Annotated in this window: 18 protein-coding genes and 1 tRNA gene; 17 read left to right on the top strand and 2 right to left on the bottom strand. The window is 56.0% G+C overall.

From position 1 onward, the window contains the following. Positions 1–55: 55 nt before the first annotated feature. The 5 genes from recA to M8010_RS08915 all read left to right on the top strand — a co-directional run bounded on the left by recA (position 56) and on the right by M8010_RS08915 (position 6,535). The gene (gene recA, locus M8010_RS08935) at positions 56–1,102 is read left to right on the top strand and encodes a recombinase RecA (protein ID WP_250090520.1); all 1,047 of its coding nucleotides are present in this window, start codon (positions 56–58) and stop codon (positions 1,100–1,102) included. 44 nt (positions 1,103–1,146) lie between these two features. Beyond that, the gene (locus M8010_RS08930) at positions 1,147–1,617 is read left to right on the top strand and encodes a flavodoxin family protein (protein ID WP_250090519.1); all 471 of its coding nucleotides are present in this window, start codon (positions 1,147–1,149) and stop codon (positions 1,615–1,617) included. Positions 1,618–1,827: 210 nt separating this feature from the next. After that, entirely contained in the window at positions 1,828–4,236 is a 2,409-nt protein-coding gene (locus M8010_RS08925) for a Lon protease family protein (RefSeq protein WP_250090516.1), read from the top strand. 37 nt (positions 4,237–4,273) lie between these two features. Then, positions 4,274–4,900: a response regulator FixJ gene (gene fixJ / locus M8010_RS08920; protein ID WP_250090515.1), complete on the top strand. Its 627-nt coding sequence runs from the start codon at positions 4,274–4,276 to the stop codon at positions 4,898–4,900. A 45-nt stretch (positions 4,901–4,945) separates the two neighbouring features. Continuing rightward, on the top strand, positions 4,946–6,535 hold the full coding sequence (locus M8010_RS08915; RefSeq protein ID WP_250090513.1) for an ATP-binding response regulator: 1,590 nt from the start codon (positions 4,946–4,948) through the stop codon (positions 6,533–6,535). A gap of 3 nt (positions 6,536–6,538) precedes the next feature. Here M8010_RS08915 and M8010_RS08910 read toward each other — a convergent pair whose 3' ends face one another. Continuing rightward, entirely contained in the window at positions 6,539–7,414 is an 876-nt protein-coding gene (locus tag M8010_RS08910; RefSeq protein ID WP_250090512.1) for a MaoC/PaaZ C-terminal domain-containing protein, read from the bottom strand. Between the two features lie 169 nt (positions 7,415–7,583). On the opposite strand from M8010_RS08910, the gene M8010_RS08905 reads away from it, so the two are divergent. Next, positions 7,584–8,615 carry an AraC family transcriptional regulator gene (locus tag M8010_RS08905; protein WP_250090510.1) on the top strand — a complete coding sequence of 344 codons (1,032 nt, stop codon included), beginning with the start codon at positions 7,584–7,586 and terminating at the stop codon, positions 8,613–8,615. 125 nt (positions 8,616–8,740) lie between these two features. After that, positions 8,741–8,817, top strand: a tRNA-Asp gene (locus M8010_RS08900). Positions 8,818–9,022: 205 nt separating this feature from the next. Here M8010_RS08900 and M8010_RS08895 read toward each other — a convergent pair. Further along, entirely contained in the window at positions 9,023–10,081 is a 1,059-nt protein-coding gene (locus M8010_RS08895) for an AraC family transcriptional regulator (RefSeq protein WP_250090508.1), read from the bottom strand. A gap of 134 nt (positions 10,082–10,215) precedes the next feature. On the opposite strand from M8010_RS08895, the gene M8010_RS08890 reads away from it, so the two are divergent. From M8010_RS08890 to M8010_RS08845, 10 genes are all read left to right on the top strand, one after another. After that, positions 10,216–12,282, top strand: coding sequence for an NADPH-dependent 2,4-dienoyl-CoA reductase (locus M8010_RS08890; protein ID WP_250090507.1), 2,067 nt, complete (start codon positions 10,216–10,218; stop codon positions 12,280–12,282). A 125-nt stretch (positions 12,283–12,407) separates the two neighbouring features. Beyond that, positions 12,408–13,658, top strand: coding sequence for a DNA repair protein (locus tag M8010_RS08885; RefSeq protein WP_250090505.1), 1,251 nt, complete (start codon positions 12,408–12,410; stop codon positions 13,656–13,658). A 131-nt stretch (positions 13,659–13,789) separates the two neighbouring features. Further along, entirely contained in the window at positions 13,790–14,674 is an 885-nt protein-coding gene (locus tag M8010_RS08880; RefSeq protein WP_250090502.1) for an NAD(+) kinase, read from the top strand. Between the two features lie 4 nt (positions 14,675–14,678). Then, on the top strand, positions 14,679–15,692 hold the full coding sequence (locus M8010_RS08875; protein ID WP_250090500.1) for a metallophosphoesterase: 1,014 nt from the start codon (positions 14,679–14,681) through the stop codon (positions 15,690–15,692). 3 nt (positions 15,693–15,695) lie between these two features. Next, a complete protein-coding gene (locus M8010_RS08870) occupies positions 15,696–16,571 on the top strand; it encodes a rhomboid family intramembrane serine protease (protein WP_250090498.1) in 876 nt (291 codons plus the stop codon). Positions 16,572–16,711: 140 nt separating this feature from the next. Continuing rightward, positions 16,712–17,011, top strand: coding sequence for a YeaC family protein (locus M8010_RS08865; RefSeq protein WP_250090497.1), 300 nt, complete (start codon positions 16,712–16,714; stop codon positions 17,009–17,011). Next, on the top strand, positions 17,008–17,850 hold the full coding sequence (locus M8010_RS08860; RefSeq protein ID WP_250090494.1) for a DUF2797 domain-containing protein: 843 nt from the start codon (positions 17,008–17,010) through the stop codon (positions 17,848–17,850). Before M8010_RS08865 ends, M8010_RS08860 begins: the two co-directional genes overlap by 4 nt. Before the next feature lie 30 nt (positions 17,851–17,880). Next, positions 17,881–20,529, top strand: a complete 2,649-nt coding sequence (gene pepN, locus M8010_RS08855) for an aminopeptidase N (RefSeq protein ID WP_250090492.1) — start codon at positions 17,881–17,883, stop codon at positions 20,527–20,529. Positions 20,530–20,714: 185 nt separating this feature from the next. Beyond that, the gene (locus tag M8010_RS08850) at positions 20,715–22,103 is read left to right on the top strand and encodes a DUF1329 domain-containing protein (RefSeq protein WP_250090491.1); all 1,389 of its coding nucleotides are present in this window, start codon (positions 20,715–20,717) and stop codon (positions 22,101–22,103) included. 154 nt (positions 22,104–22,257) lie between these two features. Then, positions 22,258–23,406, top strand: a complete 1,149-nt coding sequence (locus M8010_RS08845; protein WP_250090489.1) for a WD40/YVTN/BNR-like repeat-containing protein — start codon at positions 22,258–22,260, stop codon at positions 23,404–23,406. Positions 23,407–23,414 lie beyond the last annotated feature (8 nt).

Raw genomic sequence — 23,414 nt, 5'->3', positions numbered from 1 at the left:
AAGGCCGCCGGGCTCCCGTCCCGGTAACGGCATTGGCGACAGAGGGTTTGCAACGATGGAAGACAACCGCAACAAAGCACTGAGCGCAGCACTGAGCCAGATTGAACGCCAGTTTGGCAAAGGCGCCGTCATGAAGATGGGCGACCAGCCCCGGGAAGCGATTCCCGCGGTTTCCACCGGTTCCCTAGGGCTGGATGTGGCTCTGGGCATCGGTGGCCTGCCCTATGGTCGGGTCTGTGAAATCTACGGCCCGGAAAGTTCCGGTAAAACCACGCTGACCCTCCAGGTGATCGCCGAAGCCCAGAAAGACGGCAAAACCTGCGCCTTTATCGACGCCGAGCACGCCCTCGATCCTATTTATGCTGAAAAGCTGGGCGTGAACGTAGACGAGTTGCTGGTGTCCCAGCCAGACACGGGTGAACAGGCGCTGGAAATCGCCGATATGCTGGTACGTTCCAATGCGGTGGACGTCATCATCGTTGACTCGGTCGCGGCCCTGACCCCGAAGGCCGAAATCGAAGGCGAAATGGGCGACAGCCATGTTGGCCTGCAGGCCCGGCTGATGTCCCAGGCCCTTCGCAAACTGACCGGTAACATCAAACACGCCAACTGCCTGCTGATCTTTATCAACCAGATCCGCATGAAAATCGGCGTTATGTTCGGCTCGCCGGAAACCACCACTGGCGGTAATGCCCTGAAATTCTACTCCTCCGTTCGCCTGGACATCCGTCGCATCGGTTCGGTGAAAGACGGTGACGAAGTGGTTGGTAACGAAACCCGAGTAAAAGTCGTCAAGAATAAGGTTTCCCCGCCGTTCAAGCAGGCTGAGTTCCAGATCATGTACGGCAAGGGCATCTACCATATGGCCGAAGTCCTCGACATGGGCGTAAAAGAAGGCTTTGTGGACAAGTCCGGCGCCTGGTATGCCTACAAGGGCGACAAGATCGGCCAGGGCAAGGCCAATGCCTGCAAGTTCCTGGAAGAAAATCTGGATATTGCCAAAGAGATTGAAGCTGCCGTGCGTGACAAGCTGATGCCCAAGCCGGTTAAGAAAGAGGCGGCTGAAGAAGCGACCGCAGACGCCAATGGTGAGCTTCTTTAAGCCTCGTTAGTTCAGTTCCCGGAATATCGGGGGAGGTATGTGATATGGCCGCGAAAAAAAGACTGCTGATCGTTGCTCATGCGCCCTCCCCGAATACCCTCAAACTGCGTGAAGCGGTAGAGCAGGGCGCGAAACACGAAGACATTGAAAACGTCGAGGTGACCGTGCTTCCGCCGCTGGAAGCCGGCCCGGACGATGTCCTGGCTTGTGACGCGATTATCCTCGGCACCACTGAAAACCTCGGTTACATGAGCGGTGCGCTCAAGGATTTTTTTGATCGCAGCTATTACCCCTGCCTGGAGAAAACCCAGGGCCTGCCTTTCACCTTCTACATCCGTGCCGGCCTCGACGGCACTGGCACCCACCGTGCCATCGAATCCATTACCACAGGCCTGCGCTGGCGTCTGGCGCAGGAGCCTTTGCTTTGCCATGGTGAATATCGTGAGGAGTTCGAAGAGCAGTGCCGTGAACTGGGGCTCTATATGGCGGCCAGTCTCGACGCGGGGTTGTTCTAGGCAGGGCTCAGCTTGCGTGCCGGTTTTGAACGACGCCGGCAGCAACACGAAACTCGCGAATATAGTGTTTGCCGCTGGAAAGTTCTGCCGAATTGATCAATTTGTCCACAAGATTGGCTAAAACTTTAGCCTGAGCGCGACAGGGCGCGCCCCAGATTCTACAATGTCCGGCCAACACCAAATGCTTTCATACCGTTACAGGACCGAATCTTGAAGTCACTGTCCCTGAACCAGCTCTACAAAGCCTGTGTTTTAAAAGATTTACCGTTCAAGACCACCCGACAACTCGAACCCCTGGCAGAAATTGTCGGCCAGAATCGGGCTCAGGCCGCGGTACGTTTTGCCCTGGCCATGCCCCACGGTGGTTACAACGTGTATGCGGTGGGTCGCAACGGGCTAGGTAAGCGCACCATGATGCTGCGGTACCTCGAACACCATGTGGACACGGAGAACCAGAGCCACGACTGGTGCTATGTAGCCAACTTCGAAGAGCCCCGTGTACCCAGGATGCTCAGGCTGCCTGCCGGCAAGGGCACCGAGTTGAAACAGGATATGGAAAAGCTGATGGGGCGTCTGATGAAGATGATTCCCCAGACCTTTGACAGCGACAGTTTTCTGGAGCGCGCGGAAAAGCTCAAGAACGACTACGGCAAGAAGCAGGAAGACGAACTGGAAAAGGTCGCCGCTCAGGCAAAACGAAAGAAAGTCAGCCTGAACATCACCACCCCGGGTGGTTATCGCCTGGTGGCGATGAACGGCAAGGAGCCCCATACCGCCGAGTCTTTCCAGGCGTTGACCGAAGAACAGCGGGACAAGTTTGAAAGCGATATCAACAAGCTGGAGAAAAAGCTCCGGCAGGCGCTACGGAAACTGGCAGACTGGGAGCAGGAATACGCAGAGAGCCAGCAGGCATTGAATGAAGAGACGCTGGAGGGGATCTCGGGCCATCAGGTTGATGAGCTGATCGAAAAGTATCATGACCAGCCGGATGTCGTGGCCTACTTCGAGGCTGTCCGTAAGGATCTGTCAGAGAGTCTTGAAATCTTTCTCGAAGACAATGAAGAGCAGGCCGCCATTGCCTATGCGTCCCTGGACAAGAAAATGCCCCGGCGTTACCTCGTCAATGTGCTGGTTCACCAGAAAACCGACGAAGTCCCCATGGTGGTGGAAGACAACCCCACTTACCACAACCTGTTCGGCTACGTGGAGAGTGTGACCTTCAAGGGCACCGTGTTTACCGATTTCTCCCTTATTCGTCCCGGCAGCATTCACCGCGCCAACGGCGGCTATCTGTTGATGGATGCGATCAAGGTTCTGGAACAACCGTTCGTCTGGGATGGCCTTAAGCGGGCGTTGCGCTCAAAATCCATTCAGATCAATTCCCTGGAGCGTGAGCTGACTCTCTCCGGCACCATTTCGCTGGAGCCGGAGGCGATTCCTCTGGATGTGAAAATCGTGCTGTTCGGCGATCGGGAAACGTGGATGTTGCTGCAGGAGTACGACCCTGAGTTCGCCGAACTGTTCAGGGTGACGGCGGATTTTGAAAACGAGATGACGCGCACCGATGAAAGCCAGGTGCTTTATGCCAAGTTCATCGCCAGCCTGGTCAATGAAAAGAAGCTTCTTCACTGCAGCAATAAAGCGGTTGCCCGCATAATCGAGCACAGTGCCCGGATGGCTGAGCATCAGGATCGTCTATCCTTGCATGCTGCGGATATTGCCAATCTGTTGCGCGAATCGGATTACTGGGCCCGGCAGGCGGGTGCCCGGCTGATCCAGAACTCCCATGTGGATCAGGCGCTGGAAAGTGCCCGTTATCGCAGTAGTCGTATTCGCGACCAGTTCTATGACTCCATTCGTGATGGTTCAACTCTGGTTTCCACCACAGGTACCTGTGTGGGCCAGGTGAATGCGCTATCGGTACTTTCGACCGGTGGCTTTGAGTTTGGTCTGTCCAACAGAATTACTGCCACCTGCTATTATGGGGATGGCGGCGTGATGGATATCGAACGTGACGTGAAGCTGGGTGGTAATATTCACTCCAAGGGTGTGATGATACTCAGCTCATGGCTTTCTGCCCGTTTTGCAGTCAATGATCCCATGCACCTGTCGGCCAGCCTGACGTTCGAGCAGAACTACGGTGAAGTGGACGGTGACAGTGCGTCCCTGGCGGAAATGTGCGCCCTGGTTTCGGCCCTGTCAGGGCTACCCGTGCGGCAGGATCTGGCAATCACCGGTTCCGTTAACCAGTTTGGGCAGGTTCAGCCGATTGGTGGGGTTAATGAGAAAGTCGAGGGTTTTTACAGTACCTGTAAGCTGACAGGGGAGCTGACCGGAACCCAGGGTGTGATCGTACCTGCAAACAATGTGCAGAACCTGATGCTTGATCAGGAAGTTGTGCAGGCTGTTCGCCGTGGCGAGTTCACCGTTCACTCGGTATCCAGTGCAGAAGAGGCCATTACTCTTTTGCTGGGTAAGCCTGCGGGGAAAGCTGATAACAAAGGCAGGTATCCCAAACAGAGTGTTTTTGGCATGATCCAGCAACGTCTGGAAAAAATGCGCGAGCATGAGCGTCAGGAACATGCCCGGGATGACCACAAAGATCCGTCGATCCACTGATGTGCAGCGACGGTTATTGAAAGGAGAGGCAAGGCAGATGACTGATACCCAGCAGACAGTGTACGTGGTTGAAGATGACGAGGCGGTACGTGACTCGCTGGAGTTGCTGCTGAAATCCGATGGCAAGCTCGTCAGCACTTACGACAATGCCAATGCCTTTCTGAAGGACTATTCCGAGAAAATGGCTGGCTGCATTGTGCTGGATATTCGTATGCCCGGTATGGACGGTATGGAGCTGCAGAAAAAACTGAATGAAAAGCACTCTATTCTCCCGATCATTTTCGTGACCGGTCACGGCGATGTGCCGATGGCAGTAGATGCCATGAAAGAGGGCGCAGTGGATTTCATCCAGAAGCCCTACCGGGAAGAAGCCTTGTTGCAGAAAATTGAAGCGGCGCTGGAACAGGACCGGGAGCAGCGCAAAACCCTTGGTGAGAGACAGGAAATCCTGCGCCGCGTGAAGAGCCTGACACCCCGCGAACACGAAATAATGGACCGGATGATTGCCGGGCAGGCCAACAAGGTCATAGCCATTGAGCTTGAAATTAGCCAGCGAACCGTGGAAATACACCGTTCACGGGTCATGCACAAGATGGGAACCCATTCATTGGCACACCTGGTCCGCATGGTTCTGTCCGTAAAGGACCTTATCGACCCGCGCTGATTTGGCCGGCATTATGCAGTCACCATCGTAACCGGCCGTACTCATATGACAGATGCTGTCCTGGAGACAACAGACGTAACGGTTCTGCTTGTTGACGACAATCCGCAGAACCTGAAAGTGCTCTACGAAACCCTGAAGGACAAGGGCTATCGCCTGTTAATTGCCAACGATGGTGAAAAAGCGCTAGATCTCGCCCATCGTCACCAGCCCGAGGTGATACTGCTGGACATCATGATGCCGGAACTGGATGGCTACCAGGTGTGCGAGCGCCTGAAGGCCGATCCGGTTACTTCCGACTGTGCCGTGGTGTTCCTTTCCGCACTGGACGACCTCCAGGCCAAGGTCCGTGGTTTTTCCCTTGGCGGTGCCGACTACATCTCCAAGCCTTTCCAGGCCCAGGAAGTCATTGCCAGGGTGAAAACCCACGCCCGGGTCATCCGGCTGGAGCGGGAGCTTCAGGCGCGCAATCGACAGCTTGAAAGCGATCAGGCCCGCATACTGAACTCCATCAGTGAAGGCATCTATGGCCTGGACGCTGCCGGCGTTATCGTGTTCGCCAATCCCGCAGCTGCCCTTATCATGCGCAGCTCTTCTGAAGAGTTGATCGGCAAGAATTTCTTTGATCTCCATTTCCGCACAGCCGGCCAGGGATGTGAATCGCTTCCGGTTTTTGCGACCTGCAGTCAGGGAGTGGCGGAAAACCAGCGGGATATCGAGATGCTACGGGCGGATGGCACCGCGTTTCCGGTGGAGTATCGATCTACACCCAAGCTTGATGGGGATGAACTGCACGGCGCGGTAGTTGTTTTCCGGGATATCACTGCTGATCTTGAGAGTGAGCGGGCCCTAGAAGATGCACGCAATGTGGTTCAGGAACAGCGTGACCAGATCGCCCATTTTTCTCGCCTGACCACCATGGGGGAAATGGCCGCGGGCGTGGCCCACGAAGTGAACCAGCCGCTAACAGCGATTACCAACTATGCCCGTGTCGCCAAGCGAGTTCTGGCCAAGGAAGAGCCTGATCACCAATTGCTCGAGGAGACTCTGGATAAGATTGAAGCCCAGTCGCATCGCGCCAGTGAAGTGATTCGGCGAATTCGCCGGTTTATGAAAAAGCCGGCGGCGGGAAAGGACGTGCTTTCCATCTCTGCATTGCTTGAGGACACCCGCCAGTTTGCGGAAGTGGATATCCGGAATAATGAAGGCGGTGTTGAGATCTCGGTAGCCGATGATGTGCCAGAGGTGTTGGCGGACCCCATCCAGGTACAGCAGGTAGCGCTGAATCTGATTCGCAATGCGCTGGAATCCACACGAAGTGCTGATTCTTCGGCGCCGGTCGAGGTGGCAGTGACCATGTTTGGTAGCAGCTGCGTGCGGGTTACCGTGACAGACCATGGCATCGGGTTGCCCGCTGATGCGGAAGAGAAACTGTTCCTGCCGTTCTACACCACCAAAGAGGAAGGAATGGGGATCGGCCTGCCGATGTGCCGCTCCCTGATTCAGGCCCAGGGTGGTGATATCGGATTTGAGCGCCCGGAGCATGGCGGGGCCTGTTTCTATTTTACGTTGCCCGTAGCTGGCTCCGATGGCACTCCCTGTGCGCCTGACGCCGCCCCCTCAGAGCCGGCGAAATAACTCTCAGCTCCCCCAACGAATCTCGCCGCTCAGGTGAGGGGCAGATCCTGATGCATTCAGCAGTTGGTAATCCCAACCGGACTTCCCCGCCTGCCAGTTAAGCTGTGCCGTGCCCGGCAGAAACAGTGGCTTTTTGAACTGGCAGGATATCGACACTGCGTCCTGGCGCCAGCCACTCTGTTGCTCGAGCAGCGCCAGGACCCTGGCTTTGCTCCACATTCCGTGGGCGATGGCGCGGGGAAAGCCAAATGCTTTGGCAGTCAGTGCATGCAGATGTATCGGGTTACGGTCCCCGGAAACGCTGGCGTATTGCCGGCCAATGGACTCTGGCGCAATGATCTCTGTTGTCTCCGCATAGCGGGGCAACTCTGGTGGCTTGCTGCCGGATTGTTTATCGCTTTTGTCCGCCTGCCGGAACAAGTTGGTGCTGGTTTCCTCCCAGACCAGGCGGCCAGCGGACCAGGCCTCGGTGATGAGGTCGAATTCCAGCCCCTTGGCAGTTTTCTCCTGGCCGTCAAGTCGCACGGCAATATCCACGCTCTCTCCGGCACCGATAGGGCGATGCTGTGTGATGCGGTTACGAAGGTGTACCAGGCCCAGCAATGGCAGCGGAAACGCTTTCTCCGTCAGCAGTTTCAGGTGTAGTGGAAACGCCAGAATATGGGGCCAGGTGACAGGTAAGGTCGTTTTTGGTCGGAATCCGCAGACTGTCTGGTAACGTTTCAGGGTATCGTTGGCCGTGCTGACGCCAATCAGCCTGGCGGACAGTTCGGGAATATGGATATCACCGCCGGAGGGCTTCTCTTTCGGGAGCAGCACCCTGCTGTAAAGCGACCAGAGACCTGGCGGCTGATTACGATAAATTGCAGTATCTGTCATATTCTTAACTCTCCTGATACACCTGTGCGTCTCTGGCCTGATATGCTTCATTGTACGACTTAGGTCTCAGAGTCTGGCAAATCCCACTAGTATGGGCATTGACTTCGCTTGTCGGCAAGCTTGTCTGGCTGGCCAAGTCTATCAATGAACAACGATAAAGCGGGACATTATGCAGGAACTTCGCGATGCGGGTGTGATGTTGCGCCTGATTTATCAGGCCATGAAACGCAAAGGGATTGATACTGACGTTATATTTGCCCGATTGGGTGTCGATGAAGACTATGTTTACACCGAACAGCTGAGAACACCTCACAGCGCCCAGGTTTATTTCTGGCAGGTTGTCGAAGATGTTTCCGGGGACCCGGACGCAGGCCTTCACCTGGGCCAGTTTTTGCCAGCCTACAAGGGACAGGTTCTTGAATACCTGTTTCTCAGCAGTCCTACGTTTGGTGAGGGGCTTAGGCGGGCACAGAACTATCAGCGGCTATTGAGTGATGCCGCCAATACTGATTTCTTTATCGAGGGGGACGAGGCCTGCATGGTACTGGATGCCGCCTCTGACGAAGTCAGCCGCCAGCGACATTTTAACGAATGCTTCGTTCAGGGTCTGATCACCTTTTTCAGATCCATCACTGATGACCGTTTCTTTCCCTCCCGCATCGAATTCGAGCATGAACGTGACCATGGCGAAGCCCACGTGAGTAAGGTGTTGGGTTGCGACGTGGTATTCGGTGCGAAGGAGAATCGGCTGTATTTTCCGGTTTCCCTGTTGTCCCATGCCTCACCTCACGCAGAACCCGAGTTGCTGGACCTTCACGAGCGGTTTGCCAGTGAACAGGTGGCGCGCCTGGAGAAAAAAGACATTGTTGGCCAGGTAGAACGGATTGTGGCCGAGCTGCTGGACAGCGGAGAAGTGACCCTGGACGCGGTAGCCGAACGCCTGGGGATCAAACCGCGGACTCTGCGTACTCGTCTGACCGAAGCCGAAACCAGTTTTAACCAGGTGCTGGCGGATTTCCGCTATCGTCTGGCGCGGCAATTGTTGGCCACTACCGACGAATCCATTGACGAAATTGTCTATCTTACCGGCTTCTCGGAACCCAGCACTTTTTACCGTGCGTTCAAGCGCTGGTCGGGAATGACACCCATTGAATACCGCAAAACCGCACAGGGAAAGGACGCCATGGTTGATGCCATGTAACGGCACCCCGCGAAACTGGTTTTTTTCATGAAAAACGTTGACATGCGGGGCGGCCTCTTTATAATGCGCCCTCGTTGTCACCAAGCAATCACACCCTTGATTGTGTTCGAGGTGGCGGCTCACGCGGAGCGGTAGTTCAGCTGGTTAGAATACCGGCCTGTCACGCCGGGGGTCGCGGGTTCGAGTCCCGTCCGCTCCGCCATTTTCCCTCCCTGTCTCGTATCTTCTCTTTGTCATTTCGCAGACATCATCGTGTAATAGTTGCTGTGTCATTATTCTGGCATTTGATGCGCCGGAGATGAATGATGTCAGATTACGAAGAAGACTTGATTGATAGTCAGTTTGAGGACTATGAGGACGACGAAGGCCTGGATGACGCTACCGAGCTGTAATTTCCTCAATAACGTTTAACGAATGCTTTTGGCATCCTGCTCTGCCAGGTATCGCTTTCTGTGCTCCCCCGGGCTGGTTGCAAACCAGCGACGCCATGCCTTGTGAAACGCTGCCGGATTGGCAAACCCCAACAGCCAGGAAATTTCCGACAGGGATGCGCGTGTTTCCCGGATGTACTCCACTGCCAGCTCCTGGCGGGTTTCGTCCACCAGTTCCCGGAAGCCTGTCTGTTCGTCTGTGAGTTGCCTTTGCAGCGTCCAGGGAGCAACGCCAAGTTTTCCTGCAACCGCTGCCAGGGTAGGGGTGTCGCCCTGTAGTAGGGGCGGGAGCAGGTCCTTGACCCGGTCTCCAGTGGTCCAGCCCGCGCGGATTCGCAAAAAATCCCGCTGGCACTCCCCCGACAGTTTCTCGAACATGGCCGCTTGCGCCTGCAGTGAGGCCATATCCCTGATGCCCGGGGCCAGCCTCAGGCTGTTGCGCTGCGCGCCGAACTTCACCGGGCACCCGAACCACTGCTCGAACACGGCGTCCTGACCCTGGGAAGGGTACTCAATGGTTACCCTTTCGATGACTCTGTTTTGGCCGGTAATGATCCTCAGAAACTGCGTCCAGGCTGCCAGAACCGAGTCCACCACGAAAAAGTTGAATACGTTGTAGGGCTTGATCGAGTAGAAGTAAGCATCGCGCCCACCATCGGTTGTCCACGGAATCCCCCGACTATTGCGGCTGGTAAGCGGGGCAAAGTGAATCAGGGTATGAATGGCTTCTCCAGCAGTCGGCGCGCATTGGGCGGCCAGTCCGGCAATGCCCGCGTCGACCGGTCGTGACAATTGCCCCATGGTCAGGCCAAACGCGGGGTTGCCAGTGAGGGTAATGGCGGCCTGGCCCATTCGCATGAAGCGGGGAATGCTGATGCGGGTCTCGGGTTGCCCCAGTGCTCGCTCATCCAATCCGAAACGAGAGAGCAGGTCAGTGGGTTCTGTCCCTTCCGCGCGGATGGCTCGCGCCATGACATCAATATAAAGCACGCTGATGTCGCCGAGAGGGTTTTTGCGTCTGGAGATGGAGCGCATGGCTTTCTATATTGTCCTACAAGTTACTTGGGGATATCAGATTGTTACCTGAAGATATTGTCTGGTGCAAGCGCGAGGGCTAACTTAGAGCCCATATTACGGCTCCGCCGATCCAACACAAAAGGAGAGAGACAATGACCGCACCAACACCGGGTGTTTCGCGTTACCCCAATCTGCTGGAACCACTGGACCTGGGGTTCACCCGCCTTCGCAACCGCACCCTGATGGGCTCCATGCACACCGGCCTGGAAGAGGCCAGGAACGGGTTCGAGCGGCTTGCAGCCTTTTATGCCGAACGCGCCCGCGGTGGGGCCGGTCTGATAGTGACCGGGGGTATTTCCCCGAATGAGGAGGGCGCGGTATTTCAGCACGCCGCCAAGATGAACACGCCCGAAGAAGCGGCAAAGCACAAGGTTATCACGCGGGCCGTGCACGAGGCCGATGGCAAAATCTGTATGCAGATTCTTCATGCCGGCCGTTATGCCTACCATCCGGAACTGGTGGCCCCGTCTGCGATCCAGGCGCCTATCAATCCGCTGAAACCAAAAGCGCTGGACAAAGCCGGTATCGAAAAACAGATCGAGGATTACGTGAACTGTGCGGCGCTGGCGCGGGAAGCCGGCTATGACGGAGTAGAGGTTATGGGCTCCGAAGGCTACTTCATTAACCAGTTCATCGTGGCTCACACCAACCATCGTACCGACCAGTGGGGCGGCAGTTATGAAAACCGCATTCGCCTTCCCATCGAGATTGTTCGTCGTGTCCGTGAGCGTGTAGGTGCTGATTTCATCCTCATTTACCGTCTGTCGATGCTCGATCTGATCGAGGATGGCAGCACCTGGGAAGAAGTGGTTCAACTGGCAAAGGAAATTGAAAAAGCCGGTGCCACTATTATCAACACAGGCATTGGTTGGCACGAAGCGCGGGTGCCGACCATTGCTACATCGGTTCCCAGGGGGGCCTTCACCAAGGTAACGGCTCGCCTGAAAGACGAAGTGAGTATTCCCCTGGTGACTACCAACCGCATCAATATGCCGGATATTGCTGAGAAAATTCTGGCACAAGGCGACGCCGACATGGTCTCCATGGCCCGGCCATTCCTGGCGGATTCGGATCTGGTACTGAAAGCGGCTGAAGACCGTGCCGATGAGATAAACACCTGCATAGGTTGCAACCAGGCCTGCCTGGACCATACCTTCAGCGGCAAGTTGACCTCTTGCCTGGTTAACCCCCGTGCCTGCCATGAAACCGAGCTTGCTTATGTAAAAACAGCAACACCGAAGAAAATCGCGGTAGTGGGCGCCGGCCCCGCCGGCCTGGCTTTTGCCACCGTGGCGGCAGAGCGGGGGCACAGGGTCACGTTATTTGATGCCGGCAGCGAAGTGGGTGGTCAGTTCAATGTGGCCAAGCTGATTCCGGGCAAGGAGGAATTCTACGAAACGCTGCGTTATTACCGGGTAATGCTCGACAAACATGGCGTTGACGTTCGCCTGAATACCCGGGTGGATGTGGAAGGCCTCAAGGCTGGCGGTTTTGACCACGTGGTTCTGGCCACTGGAGTCAGTCCTCGCACGCCGGAAATCGACGGGGTGGATCATCCCAAGGTAATCGGCTATCTGGATGCCCTGCTGGGGCGCAAGCCGGTTGGTCAGAAAGTGGCGGTGATCGGCGCTGGTGGTATCGGCTTTGATGTCTCCGAATTTATTGTCCACAAGGGCGCCTCCGCGGCGCTGGATACGGAGCATTTCATGCGCGAATGGGGTGTGGACCTGAGCGTCAAGCACCGTGGCGGCATTCAGGGCATGAAGCCGGAGGTACCTGAGCCGGCCCGTGAAGTCTACCTGTTGCAGCGTAAAACCTCCAAAGTGGGTAAGAACCTTGGCAAGACTACCGGCTGGATTCATCGCACATCCCTGAAAAACCGTCAGGTACAGATGGTGCCGGGGGTCAGCTACCGCAGGATCGACGACGAAGGCCTGCATATCACCGTGAGTCCGAAAGGTGAGGAGCAGGGCGAAGACCGGGTGTTGCCAGTGGATACTATCGTGATCTGCGCGGGGCAGGAGCCACTGCGTGAACTGCAGGGTGGTCTGGAAGCCGAAGGCATTCAGGTTCACCTGATTGGTGGCGCGGACGTGGCGGCGGAACTGGATGCCAAGCGTGCCATAGATCAGGGAAGCCGGTTGGCAGCGGAGCTCTGACAGCCAGAACCGTGCTTCGGGCCCCGTGATCACAAAACGTTGCAGTTTTCCCCTGTCCAGCGGGCATTGACCCGCTAGACTATTACTCGGAAGTCTGACGGTTTTCGGAGAGTGGGGAGCGCACGATGGGGTCTGCCGACCAGGTAAGCGATGGTTATTCGGCGGTAATGTTCATGGACGGCAGCAATGTCTCGCGGCAGATGCGTGCCTCTGAGTTCGGCGCCTTTCTGGATGGCTATGTAGGGCTTTCGGACCTGGCAGACACTGACGTCAAGGCTGTGTACGTGCTTCTGGGCACGGATCTTATGGTGCGTTCGCTGGTGTTTTTCCGCATTTATTTCGATGAGGAGGGTCGGGCTGACAGCCACTGGAACCTGCCGGTAGAGAAACTTGCGAAGAAGGGCGCCAAGGGCCCTGACATGGGGGCCGGCCCGATTCGTCTGGTCTGCCGCAGCCAGTGCCCGAAGTCTGCCAATGCCGAAGAGCTCTGGGATCCGGATATGACTCCCGGGAGCAACCATTTTCAGGCTATTCGCAGAGCTTTGGAAGCCAATAGCCTGAAGCTCCGGAAAGTGGAACCGACGCCGGAGGAGAATATTCCGGTTCTTGGTGACGAAGCCCGCTCCCCCGAAGACCTCGAGACCTCTGCCGATCGTGTGCGACTGGCGCGCGTCATTCGCGAGCAGCGGCTGCGTATCAAGACCCTGCAAAGCGTCCATCGGGATGCGCTGTCTGACATCCAGCGGGAAAACCGTCACGAAATGCAGGCGTTGCGTAATGAAATAGCGGAACTTCAGCAGAAGTTCGAACGCCAGAAACTCAGCAATGAACAGCTGAAAAACCGCCTTGCTGAGCGTAACGAACAGTATTTGTCGATGCAGGAGCAGATTGCCGGCGGAGATGCACGCAAGGAGCATGAGGATGCCACTGTCGACGCAGAAGTTGTGCTGTTACGAGAGCAATTGGAGCGTCGACAGCGGGAGCTGGAAATCCGTGATGAGAAAATTGTGGCACTGGAGCAGGAAAATTACGATCTGCGTCACCAGAAACCCTCAGAAAACTCGGTGATGGACCACCTGCAGGGTCACTCGGTATTTCTGGTGGCGTATCACCCCGGAGTTGGTCACATCACCTTGCCTTATGATGATATCGAAACCTATTTCCGTAATCCTGTAGCTTATGCCGCAGAACGTTGTGGCCTGAATGAGCCCGCCTATAAGCAGTGGTTGGAACATTACGAAAAACCTGTCTGTCACCATCAGGGTGCTGATGGCACCCCCTGTGAAGAACCTGTCATGCGGGTCAGCCAGCCTGCTGACTTCCGGACGGGAATCGATGACCGCTGCGAAAAGCACCAGCCGCAGAGCGAGAATTAACGCTGCAGTGCCCGCCCGGAACAGGATCTTTTTTCAGAATCAGGCCGTATTTCGTTACTATGGTCTCCCAGACGTTTCCGGGAGAATAGCGAGACCGATCCCGGCCCATACAGATATCCACAGGAAGCTACATGGATCAATTCAGAAACATTGGCGTGATTGGCCGCATGGGCAGTGTCAAGGTGGTCGAGTCGCTGCGTCAGCTCAAACAATACCTGACGAACAATCACTACCACGTGATTATCGAAGAAGATACCGCCAGCATGCTGCCGGGCCATGGCCTGCAGGTTGCCAGTAAAAAGCTTCTCGGTGAGATCTGTGACCTGGTGATTGTGGTCGGTGGCGATGGCAGCCTGCTAGGTGCTGCGAGGGAACTGGCGAAGTCGAAGATACCGCTGCTCGGTGTGAACCGGGGTCGCCTGGGTTTCCTGACCGATATTGCACCCTCCGATCTGGAAGAGCGGCTGGGGAAGGTTCTCCAGGGCGAGTACATTGAAGAGTCGCGATTTCTGCTGGACGGACATGTTGAGCGAAACGGCCAGCCTCTCGGTTTCGGAACCGCACTGAACGACGTTGTACTTCACCCCGGCAAATCGACCCGAATGATCGGTTTCGATCTGTATATCGACGGACATTTCGTATATAGCCAGAGATCAGACGGGCTTATTGTGGCGACTCCTACCGGTTCGACGGCGTACTCGTTGTCGGCTGGCGGGCCGATCATGCATCCCAAACTGGATGCCATTGTGCTGGTGCCCATGTTCCCGCACACCCTGAGTAGTCGGCCCATCGTGGTGGACGGCAAGAGCGAGATCAAGTTGGTGATTGGTGAGACCAACGAGACCTATCCACAAATCAGTTTCGACGGTCAGATGAACATTGCCTGTGCACCAGGCGATATCATCCGAATCACCAAAAAGCCTTTCAAAATCCGCCTTATTCACCCAGCGGATCATAATTTTTACGCCACGTGCCGGGACAAGCTGGGCTGGGCCAGTGAGATTGCAGCGAGTTAAAAACATGGCAGGACAGGTTAGATCCGCAAGCCGCGGCTACGACATTATCGGCGATATTCACGGATGCGCACACACCCTGGAGCGCCTGTTGATTCAGATGGGGTACCGCAAGGTGAATGGGGTGTACGAGCACCCCCGGCGGCAGGCCATATTCATTGGCGACATTATTGACCGGGGACCTCGCATTCGTGAGTCCCTCCACCTTGTGAGGGACATGGTGGAGCATGGCTCTGCCCGCATCGTGATGGGTAACCACGAGTACAACGCCCTCGGTTACTGCACCCGTGCCCGCCCAGGCAGTGGCAAGACATTTCTGCGTGAACACAACGCCCGCCACGACCGGCTGATTCGTGAAACACTTGAGCAGTTCGAGCATCACCCTCACGAATGGAACGAGTTTCTGGAATGGTTCTATACCATTCCGCTGTTTATCGACGAACCGGACTTCCGGGCGGTGCATGCCTGCTGGGATAGTGAGCTGATCAACAAATTCAAGGACAGTCAGGGTGGGGCCTGCATTGATGACGACTTCCTCCATGCCAGCGCCGCCATCGAGTCCTTTGCGGGCCAGGTGATGGACACTCTCCTGCGCGGCACCGACCTGAGGTTGCCGCCAGGGGTAAAAATCACCGGTAAGGATGGCTATGTCCGGGAGTTTTTCCGCACCAAGTTCTGGGCTGACAATCCTAAAACCTACGCTGATGTGGTTTTCCAGCCAGACCCGCTGCCGGAGGAAGTTGCCTGTCGTGAGCTGACCGACGCCGAGCGCAGCCAGTTGATCAGTTATCCGGTTTCGGCACCCCCGGTGTTTGTGGGGCATTACTGGATGGAAGGCGAACCGGCGCCGCTGAAGCATAACGTTGCCTGTATCGATTTCAGCGCCGTCAAATACGGCAAACTGGTGGCCTATCGGCTGGATGGCGAGCGTACACTGTCCCGAGACAAATTTGTTTGGGTGGATGTGGAGCGTCCGGAGCAGCCGGAGTATCCCACTAGCGAAGACAGCGTGGCGAGGTAGCCTGTGTACCGGATCAAACAGATTGACACCGCAGTGAACCTGGCTGGTTTCAGTCGTTGGCTGAAAGAACAGGGCGTGGGTCACCGGATCACCGAGGAGGGCGGGTATCAGGTGTTGTGGCTGGAGAATCCGGAGCACACAGAGCCGGTTCTACAGGCTCTTGAACGCTTTCTGAGCGAGCCGGAAATCCAGCAGGCGGTGAATACTACTACGCGGTCGCCGGCGTTTGTGGGAGGGCGCTGGCAGCCGTCACCAAGCCATGCACCGGTCGTGTTGGGCATGATTCTGTTGGCTTTGGTGATGGCGTGGATGACTGCCATGGGGCAGAACCAGCTGTCCACTCTGCTGATGTTTGTGGACCCGCGGGTTCATGACTGGGGCACCATGGCGGAGCGTGTTCAGGCATTGTCCTCAACGCTGGCAAGTGGTCAGGTCTGGCGTCTGATTACCCCGGATTTTCTGCATTTCAGCTGGACTCACATCATCTTCAATTCGGTCATGCTGTGGTTTCTGGGCAGCCAGATCGAATGGTTTGATGGCCGCACCCGGTTACTGGTGCTATTCGTGGGAACCAGCCTGCTGTCCAACGGGCTGCAATACATTGTTTCTGGCCCACTGTTTGGTGGGTTGTCCGGAGTTGTATACGGCATTCTTGGCTACTGTTGGCTCAGTCAGCGGCGTGTGCCCAGGTTCCAGTTCCCTCCGGCGTTGGTCACTTTTGCGGTGGTCTGGATGGTAATAGGATTTACCCCCATCCCTGAGATGTTGGGGTTGGGGCGAATGGCGAACGAGGCTCATCTGGGTGGTTTTGTGGCCGGTCTGGCGCTGGCGGTGGTTTTGCCGGTACCAAAAAAAGCCCCGCGAAATCGCGGGGCATAAAAAGAGCATTTAGCTCCTGATGAGAGAGACCAAATGAACACGACCTCGGTCATTTGGCGAAGTAATGATAATCATTATCGTTTATGGCTGTCAACAGGTTTGCCTATATTTTTTTTGCGCTAGTGTGACTGGAGAATGAAATGACTTACGAAGAGCTGATCAAGCGGCTGGATCCAGCGGTCTATCAGAGCCTCAAGCTTGCTCTGGAGCTGGGCAAGTGGCCAGACGGGCGCAAGCTGAATGACCAACAGCGCTCGATCTGCATGGAGGCGGTTATCTATTACGAAGACCACCACCAGGTTCCCATGGAAGAGCGGGTGGGGTATCTCGACCGCGGCAAGAAGGCCGGTACTGCCTGTGATCCCAGCGTCGCGCGCACGGCCGGAAATTCCGCCAACGGGTCGGTGGACTCCGATCAGTTCTTCGAGGTGAAGTCTTGACGGCATTGGTTGATGTATCCGGTCGCCTGCGCAAGATGCCGGCGGAGCCTGGCGATCCTGTCAGCTATACCGTTCGGGTGGGGGACACTCTGGTTCCTCTGAACGAAATGATCGGTTTTCCGCTACAGCTCGATTTTGACGGCGTGATACGTTGTATCCACTGCGACCGTAAAACCAGCAAGAGTTTCAGTCAGGGGTATTGCTATCCCTGTTTCCGCAAGCTCGCTGCCTGTGACAGTTGCATCATGAGCCCGGAAAAATGTCACTATCATGAGGGCACCTGCCGCGAACCGGAGTGGGGTGAAACTCACTGCATGATTGAGCACGTGGTTTATCTGGCTAATTCATCCGGGCTGAAGGTCGGCATTACCAGAGGCTCGCAGGTGCCCACCCGTTGGATTGACCAGGGTGCGGTGGATGCCATCCCCATGGTAAGGGTAGCCACGCGCCAACTGGCGGGCTTCGTGGAGGTTGCCTGTAAGGCCCATGTTGCAGACCGTACCAACTGGCGAGCCATGCTGAAAGGCGACGTGCCGGAGCTGGACCTGGTTGAGGAGCGTCGTCGGATGCTGGACCTGATCGCCGATGACCTTGCCGGGCTGCGGGCCAGCCACGGGGAATCCGCGATCAGGGCGGTTGATGAAGAAAGTCTTGCGCTGAGTTATCCGGTACAGGTCTGGCCCCGGACGATAAAAACCCATAATCTGGACAAAACACCGACAGCGGAGGGTGTCCTGCAGGGGATAAAAGGCCAGTATCTCATCCTCGACACAGGCGTGATCAACATCCGCAAGTACACCGGTTACGAAGTCCGCTTCCGCGTCTATCAGGGCAACTGAAGCAGGCCCAACATATTCTGGAGATAACCAATGCGTACCAGTCAGCCACAAACCATTTATCTGAAGGATTACCGAGTCCCTGTTTTCCTGGTGGACCACGTGGATCTGCGTTTTGAACTGTTTGAAGATGGGGCGCGGGTACACAGTGTTCTGTCCATGCGCCGCAACCCCGACAGTGACAGTGCCGACAAAAGCCTTGAGCTGAATGGCGATACCATGACCACGCTGGAGTCGCTGAGCCTGGACGGTCGGGAATTGGCAAAGGACGCCTACGAGGATCGTGTTGACAAACTGGTGGTCCATGACGTTCCGGACCAGTTCGAACTGGGCGTGGTGACCTGGCTCGAACCACAGAACAATACTCGCCTGGAAGGCCTTTACCAGTCCTCCGGCATGTTCTGTACTCAATGCGAGGCCGAGGGATTTCGCTGTATCACCTACTTCCCGGACCGTCCCGATGTGATGGCCCGTTTCCGTACCCGCATTGAAGCGGACAGGGCCAGCTTTCCTATTCTGTTGTCCAACGGCAACGATGTTGAGAAGGGCGATCTGGAAGGTGGCAGGCACTTTGTGACCTGGGAAGACCCGTTTCCCAAGCCGAGCTATCTGTTTGCCCTGGTTGCCGGGGATCTGGTGGAAAAGCGGGACAGCTTTCACACCATGTCCGGACGCGATATTGACCTGCGCATGTATGTCGAGCCGCGCAATTCCGAGAAGTGTGATCACGCCATGGACTCCCTGAAGCGTGCCATGCGCTGGGACGAAGAGGTGTATGGCCGGGAGTATGATCTCGATATTTTCATGATCGTGGCAGTCGACGACTTCAATATGGGGGCGATGGAGAACAAAGGCCTGAATATTTTCAACTCCTCCTGTGTGCTGGCCAGCCAGGAAACCGCAACAGATCTGGCATTCCAGCGTATCGAATCCATCGTTGCCCACGAGTATTTCCACAATTGGTCCGGAAATCGGGTTACCTGCCGCGACTGGTTCCAGCTGAGCCTGAAGGAAGGTTTCACGGTTTTCCGTGACTCTCAATTCTCCGCTGACATGGGTTCCCCTACGGTCAAACGAATTGAAGACGCGACCATGCTGCGCACGGCCCAGTTCGCCGAGGACTCAGGCCCGATGGCTCATCCGGTGCGCCCCGAGTCCTACATGGAGATTACCAACTTCTATACCCTGACCATCTATGAAAAGGGCTGCGAAGTTGTGGGTATGATTCACACACTGCTTGGCCCCGACATGTTCCGCAAGGGCAGTGATCTGTATTTTGAGCGCCATGACGGCCAGGCTGTAACCACCGACGATTTTGTCCGGGCCATGGAAGACGCCAGTGGCCGTGACCTGTCTCAGTTCCGTCTCTGGTATGAGCAGGCGGGCACACCGCAGCTGACGGTGCGTGATGACTATGACAAGGCATCCGGGGTCTACCGCCTGACTATCGAACAGTCGATTCCGGATACCCCTGGCCAGACTGACAAGAAGCCGCAGCACATTCCATTTGCCGTTGGGCTTTTGGGGGACGGTGGTGAATCCCTGCCGCTAAAACTGAACGCAGGCGACACGGACGCACCCACGGATCGTGTGCTTGAGCTGACGGAAGCCAGCCACACCTTCGAATTCCATGATCTAGCGGAGCGTCCAGTCCCGTCTCTGCTGAGAAATTTCTCGGCACCGGTCCGCGTCTATTACCCCTGGACACGCGATCAGTTGATGTTCCTGATGAGTCATGATCCGGACGGTTTCAATCGCTGGGATGCAGGCCAGCGACTGGCAGTGGATGTTATCAATGGGCTTGTGGGCGACGACAGCAGCGATACTGTTGATTCTGGACTGACAGAGGCTTACCGCGGCCTGTTGACGGATGCGTCCCTGGATCAGGCACTGGTTGCGAAGATGCTGCAACTGCCGTCTGAGGCGTACCTGATTGAAATTTCAGACAAACCCAATGTGCCCGCCATTCACCGGGCGCGAGAAACCGTGCTTGGGCATCTTGCGACCGCACTGCGGGATGAGCTGCTGACCTGTTACCAGCGCAACACCGTTGAGGGCCGTTACGAAGTGACGCCAGAAGACGTGGCCCGCAGAAGTCTGCGAAACACGGCGCTTGCATGGCTGCTTCACACAGACGATGAAGAGGGGCGGTCGCTGGCGGTAAGCCAGTTTGAAAGCGCCGATAATATGACCGACCGCATGGGCGCATTGCGGTCGCTGGTGAACTCCGGTTATGACCAGGAGCGTGAACGGGCTCTGAAAGCGTTCTACGAGCAGTGGAAAGACGACCCACAGGTAGTGGAACAGTGGTTTTCCGTCCAGTCCGGCAGCAGCCGTACCGGGGGCTTGGCGAAGATTCACGAGTTGATGGCTCACCCGGCCTTCGATTGGAAAAATCCCAACAAGATCCGCTCGGTGATTGGTGTGTTTGCTGGCCAGAACCTGCCTGCATTCCACGCGGAAGATGGCTCGGGCTATCAGTTTCTTGAGCAGCAGGTGCGTCGTCTGGACGATAGCAATCCACAAATTGCTGCCAGGCTGGTATCTCCACTGACTCGCTGGCGCAAATTTGCACCGGTGCATGGTGAACAGATGAAAACAGCGCTGGAAGCCATACGAGACAAGTCCGGCCTGTCACGGGATGTCTACGAGGTGGTGCATAAAAGCCTTGCAGGCCAGTAAAGGAGAGAGGCTGAATCAGTACCTGCCAGTGCTGTTACGGAGCCTGTCGCAGGCGGATACAAAATCGCACTTTCGGTCGATAGACAATATCGGCCGATCGGTTAACCTGTCAGGAGCCGATATTCCATGACAACACAATAAGAAAAGCCTTATTCAGGGCTTTCAGACAGGTTTAAGGTCAAACAATGAAGTACAAAAATAACGTAATTCTGGGCAGTTTGTTTGCGTTTTCTGTATTCGCCACGCCAGTTAATGCTGCAGTTTCCGCCAGTGAGGCTGCTCGCCTCGGGCAGGACCTGACGCCGTTCGGCTCCGTCAAAGCCGGTAACGATGCGGGAACCATCCCACCATGGGACGGCGGGCTGACTGAAGCACCTGCCGGCTACGAAGGCAGTGGTCAGCATCACATCGATCCGTTCCCGGACGACGAAGTGTTGTTCACGATCAGCGCTTCAAACATGGATCAGTATGACGACTACCTGACGGATGGCCTTCGTGCCATGCTGGATACTTATCCAACCACCTTCCGTATTCCTGTCTACAAGACCCGGCGTACCCATGCGGTGCCGGACTGGGTGGCTGAAAATACCAAAGAGAATGCTGTTGACGCGGAAATCGTAGGTGAGGGCGCAGGCCTTGATGGCGCTTTCGGGGGCTATCCGTTCCCGATTCTGCATGGCAACAATGAAGAGAAAGCCTGGCAGGTTATTTGGAATCATCTGACCCGCTGGCGTGGGGTCAATATTACCCGTCGGTCCAGTGAGGTTGCCGTGCAAACGGATGGCGATTACTCGCTGGTTACCTCACAGCAGGAAGCCTTCTTCAATTTTTACAACCCCGAGGGGGGTGAAGATGAGCTTGATAACGTCATCTTCTACTATCTGTCATTCACTCAGTCGCCGCCCCGTCTTGCCGGTGGTGCAATCCTGGTTCACGAAACCCTGAACCAGATTATCAATCCTCGTAATGGGTGGGGTTATAACGCGGGCCAACGCCGTGTTCGACGTGCTCCCAATCTGGGCTATGATTCTCCGATTGCGGCGGCAGACAATCTGCGAACAGCCGATGACACTGATATCTTTAACGGTGCTCTTGATCGTTATAACTGGAATTATGAAGGAATGCGCGAGATCTACATTCCTTATAACAATTACCGTCTTGGCGAGGAGGGCACCCCTTACTCCGAGATACTGGGCATTTCTCACCTGAACCCGGATCTGACCCGTTGGGAGCTTCACAGAGTCCATGTAGTGGAGGCCACCCTCAAAGATGGGGAGCGTCATATCTATGGCAAGCGCCGTTTTTATGTCGATGCCGATAGCTGGAACACCGTGCTGCTCGACCAATATGATGGCCGTGGAGAACTATGGCGCGTGACCATGGGCATGCTTAAGAACTATTATGAACTTCCTGGCGTCTGGACGGTTCTGGATGTGTATCACGATCTGCAGGCACGTCGATATCACGTGCTCGGCCTTGATACTGAAGAAAATTCCACCCGCAAGTTTACCAACGAAGTGCCCAACCGGCGTTACTTCTCGCCGTCATCCCTGCGTCGCAGGAGTGTGCGTTAACGGTTGCGCTTGTTGGCAGGAAAACGGTTTTGCCAGAGACGGATGGCGACAAATATACCGGTGGCCGGAAGGCTACCGGTATATTCATAGTACAAGCCGGAAATACCGGTGAAATCAGAGTGACACGGTTCAACACAACATATAGGCAATCTGAATGGCTACAAGGTTGATGTGCAAGACTCTGGGAGCGGCCTGTCTTGGACTATCCATGACAATGTCCGCGCCCACGGTATTTGCGCTTGCAGATATCATCGAAACCCCTTCCCGGCCCACACTGCTCGCGCCCGAGAATCTGCTCAATGACGCAGACCGTGCAGGGGAGCGAATCGTGGCAGCCGGTGAGCGTGGTCATATCATTTTCTCTGATGATCAGGGTGAAACCTGGGTGCAGGGCCAGGTACCGGTCCGCGTGACCCTGACAGGTGTTGATTTTGGTACAGATACTCACGGCTGGGCAGTGGGACACAGCGGTGTGGTTCTCCATTCAGGCGACGCCGGTGAAAGCTGGGACCTGCAGTTGACCGGTATCGAAGCGGCCGAATTGGCTATTGCAAGCCGCCAGGAGCAGATCGAAGAAATGGAGCAGGAGATCGAGGAGGCTCCGGAAGAGGAAAAGGCCGACCTGGAATGGGCGCTGGACGATCTGTTCTTCTCAATGGAAAACCTGGAGTCCGATCTCGAAATCGGTCCTGTTAACCCGTTTCTGGATGTCTGGTTCGAGAACGAAAGCCACGGTTTTGTCATAGGTGCCTACGGCATGATTCTGCGCACCACAGACGGTGGCGAAACCTGGCGCGACTGGTCACCCCGGATCGAGAATCCCACCGGATTTCACCTCAACAGCATTACCCAAATCACTGGAGGAGCACTGGTGATTGTTGGCGAGGCCGGTCAGATCTTCGTCTCCATTGATGGTGGCGATAGCTGGGAAAAGCGTGAAAGCCCTTATGAAGGTTCGCTGTTTGGCGCCATTGGTACAGGCCAGGTGAACGAGGTTCTGGCATTTGGTCTGCGCGGCAACATGTTCCTCTCCACCGATCTGGGCAAGAGCTGGAAAGTGGTTCCGAACGAAGCCGGTGCAACGCTCAATAATGGCGTGGTTGCGGACGACGGCAGGATTACCCTGGTTGGTAACGGTGGCACGGTTCTGATGAGCACAAATGGTGGCACATCCTTCCGCCCTTACTCCCGCGATGACCGGGAAGGTGTGATGGACGTTGTCCCGCTCTCCGGAACCAACCTTCTGATCGTGGGCGAGGGTGGCGTTAAGTTCACCGACGCCCGTGGCAAGAACCTTCAATAACGCCCTGA

The organism is Marinobacter sp. ATCH36 (assembly GCF_023555055.1).
Taxonomy (GTDB): domain Bacteria; phylum Pseudomonadota; class Gammaproteobacteria; order Pseudomonadales; family Oleiphilaceae; genus Marinobacter.
This window is presented reverse-complemented; position numbering and strand designations above follow the sequence as displayed.

Coding starts and splice junctions, on each gene's coding strand:
- M8010_RS08875 (WP_250090500.1), top strand. CDS start 14,679: ATGGCAGGACAGGTTAGATCCGCAAGCCGCGGCTACGACATTATCGGC.
- M8010_RS08845 (WP_250090489.1), top strand. CDS start 22,258: ATGGCTACAAGGTTGATGTGCAAGACTCTGGGAGCGGCCTGTCTTGGA.
- M8010_RS08910 (WP_250090512.1), bottom strand. CDS start 7,414: ATGACAGATACTGCAATTTATCGTAATCAGCCGCCAGGTCTCTGGTCG.
- M8010_RS08930 (WP_250090519.1), top strand. CDS start 1,147: ATGGCCGCGAAAAAAAGACTGCTGATCGTTGCTCATGCGCCCTCCCCG.
- M8010_RS08890 (WP_250090507.1), top strand. CDS start 10,216: ATGACCGCACCAACACCGGGTGTTTCGCGTTACCCCAATCTGCTGGAA.
- pepN (WP_250090492.1), top strand. CDS start 17,881: ATGCGTACCAGTCAGCCACAAACCATTTATCTGAAGGATTACCGAGTC.
- M8010_RS08905 (WP_250090510.1), top strand. CDS start 7,584: ATGCAGGAACTTCGCGATGCGGGTGTGATGTTGCGCCTGATTTATCAG.
- M8010_RS08850 (WP_250090491.1), top strand. CDS start 20,715: ATGAAGTACAAAAATAACGTAATTCTGGGCAGTTTGTTTGCGTTTTCT.
- M8010_RS08865 (WP_250090497.1), top strand. CDS start 16,712: ATGACTTACGAAGAGCTGATCAAGCGGCTGGATCCAGCGGTCTATCAG.
- M8010_RS08880 (WP_250090502.1), top strand. CDS start 13,790: ATGGATCAATTCAGAAACATTGGCGTGATTGGCCGCATGGGCAGTGTC.
- M8010_RS08895 (WP_250090508.1), bottom strand. CDS start 10,081: ATGCGCTCCATCTCCAGACGCAAAAACCCTCTCGGCGACATCAGCGTG.
- recA (WP_250090520.1), top strand. CDS start 56: ATGGAAGACAACCGCAACAAAGCACTGAGCGCAGCACTGAGCCAGATT.
- fixJ (WP_250090515.1), top strand. CDS start 4,274: ATGACTGATACCCAGCAGACAGTGTACGTGGTTGAAGATGACGAGGCG.
- M8010_RS08915 (WP_250090513.1), top strand. CDS start 4,946: ATGACAGATGCTGTCCTGGAGACAACAGACGTAACGGTTCTGCTTGTT.
- M8010_RS08885 (WP_250090505.1), top strand. CDS start 12,408: ATGGGGTCTGCCGACCAGGTAAGCGATGGTTATTCGGCGGTAATGTTC.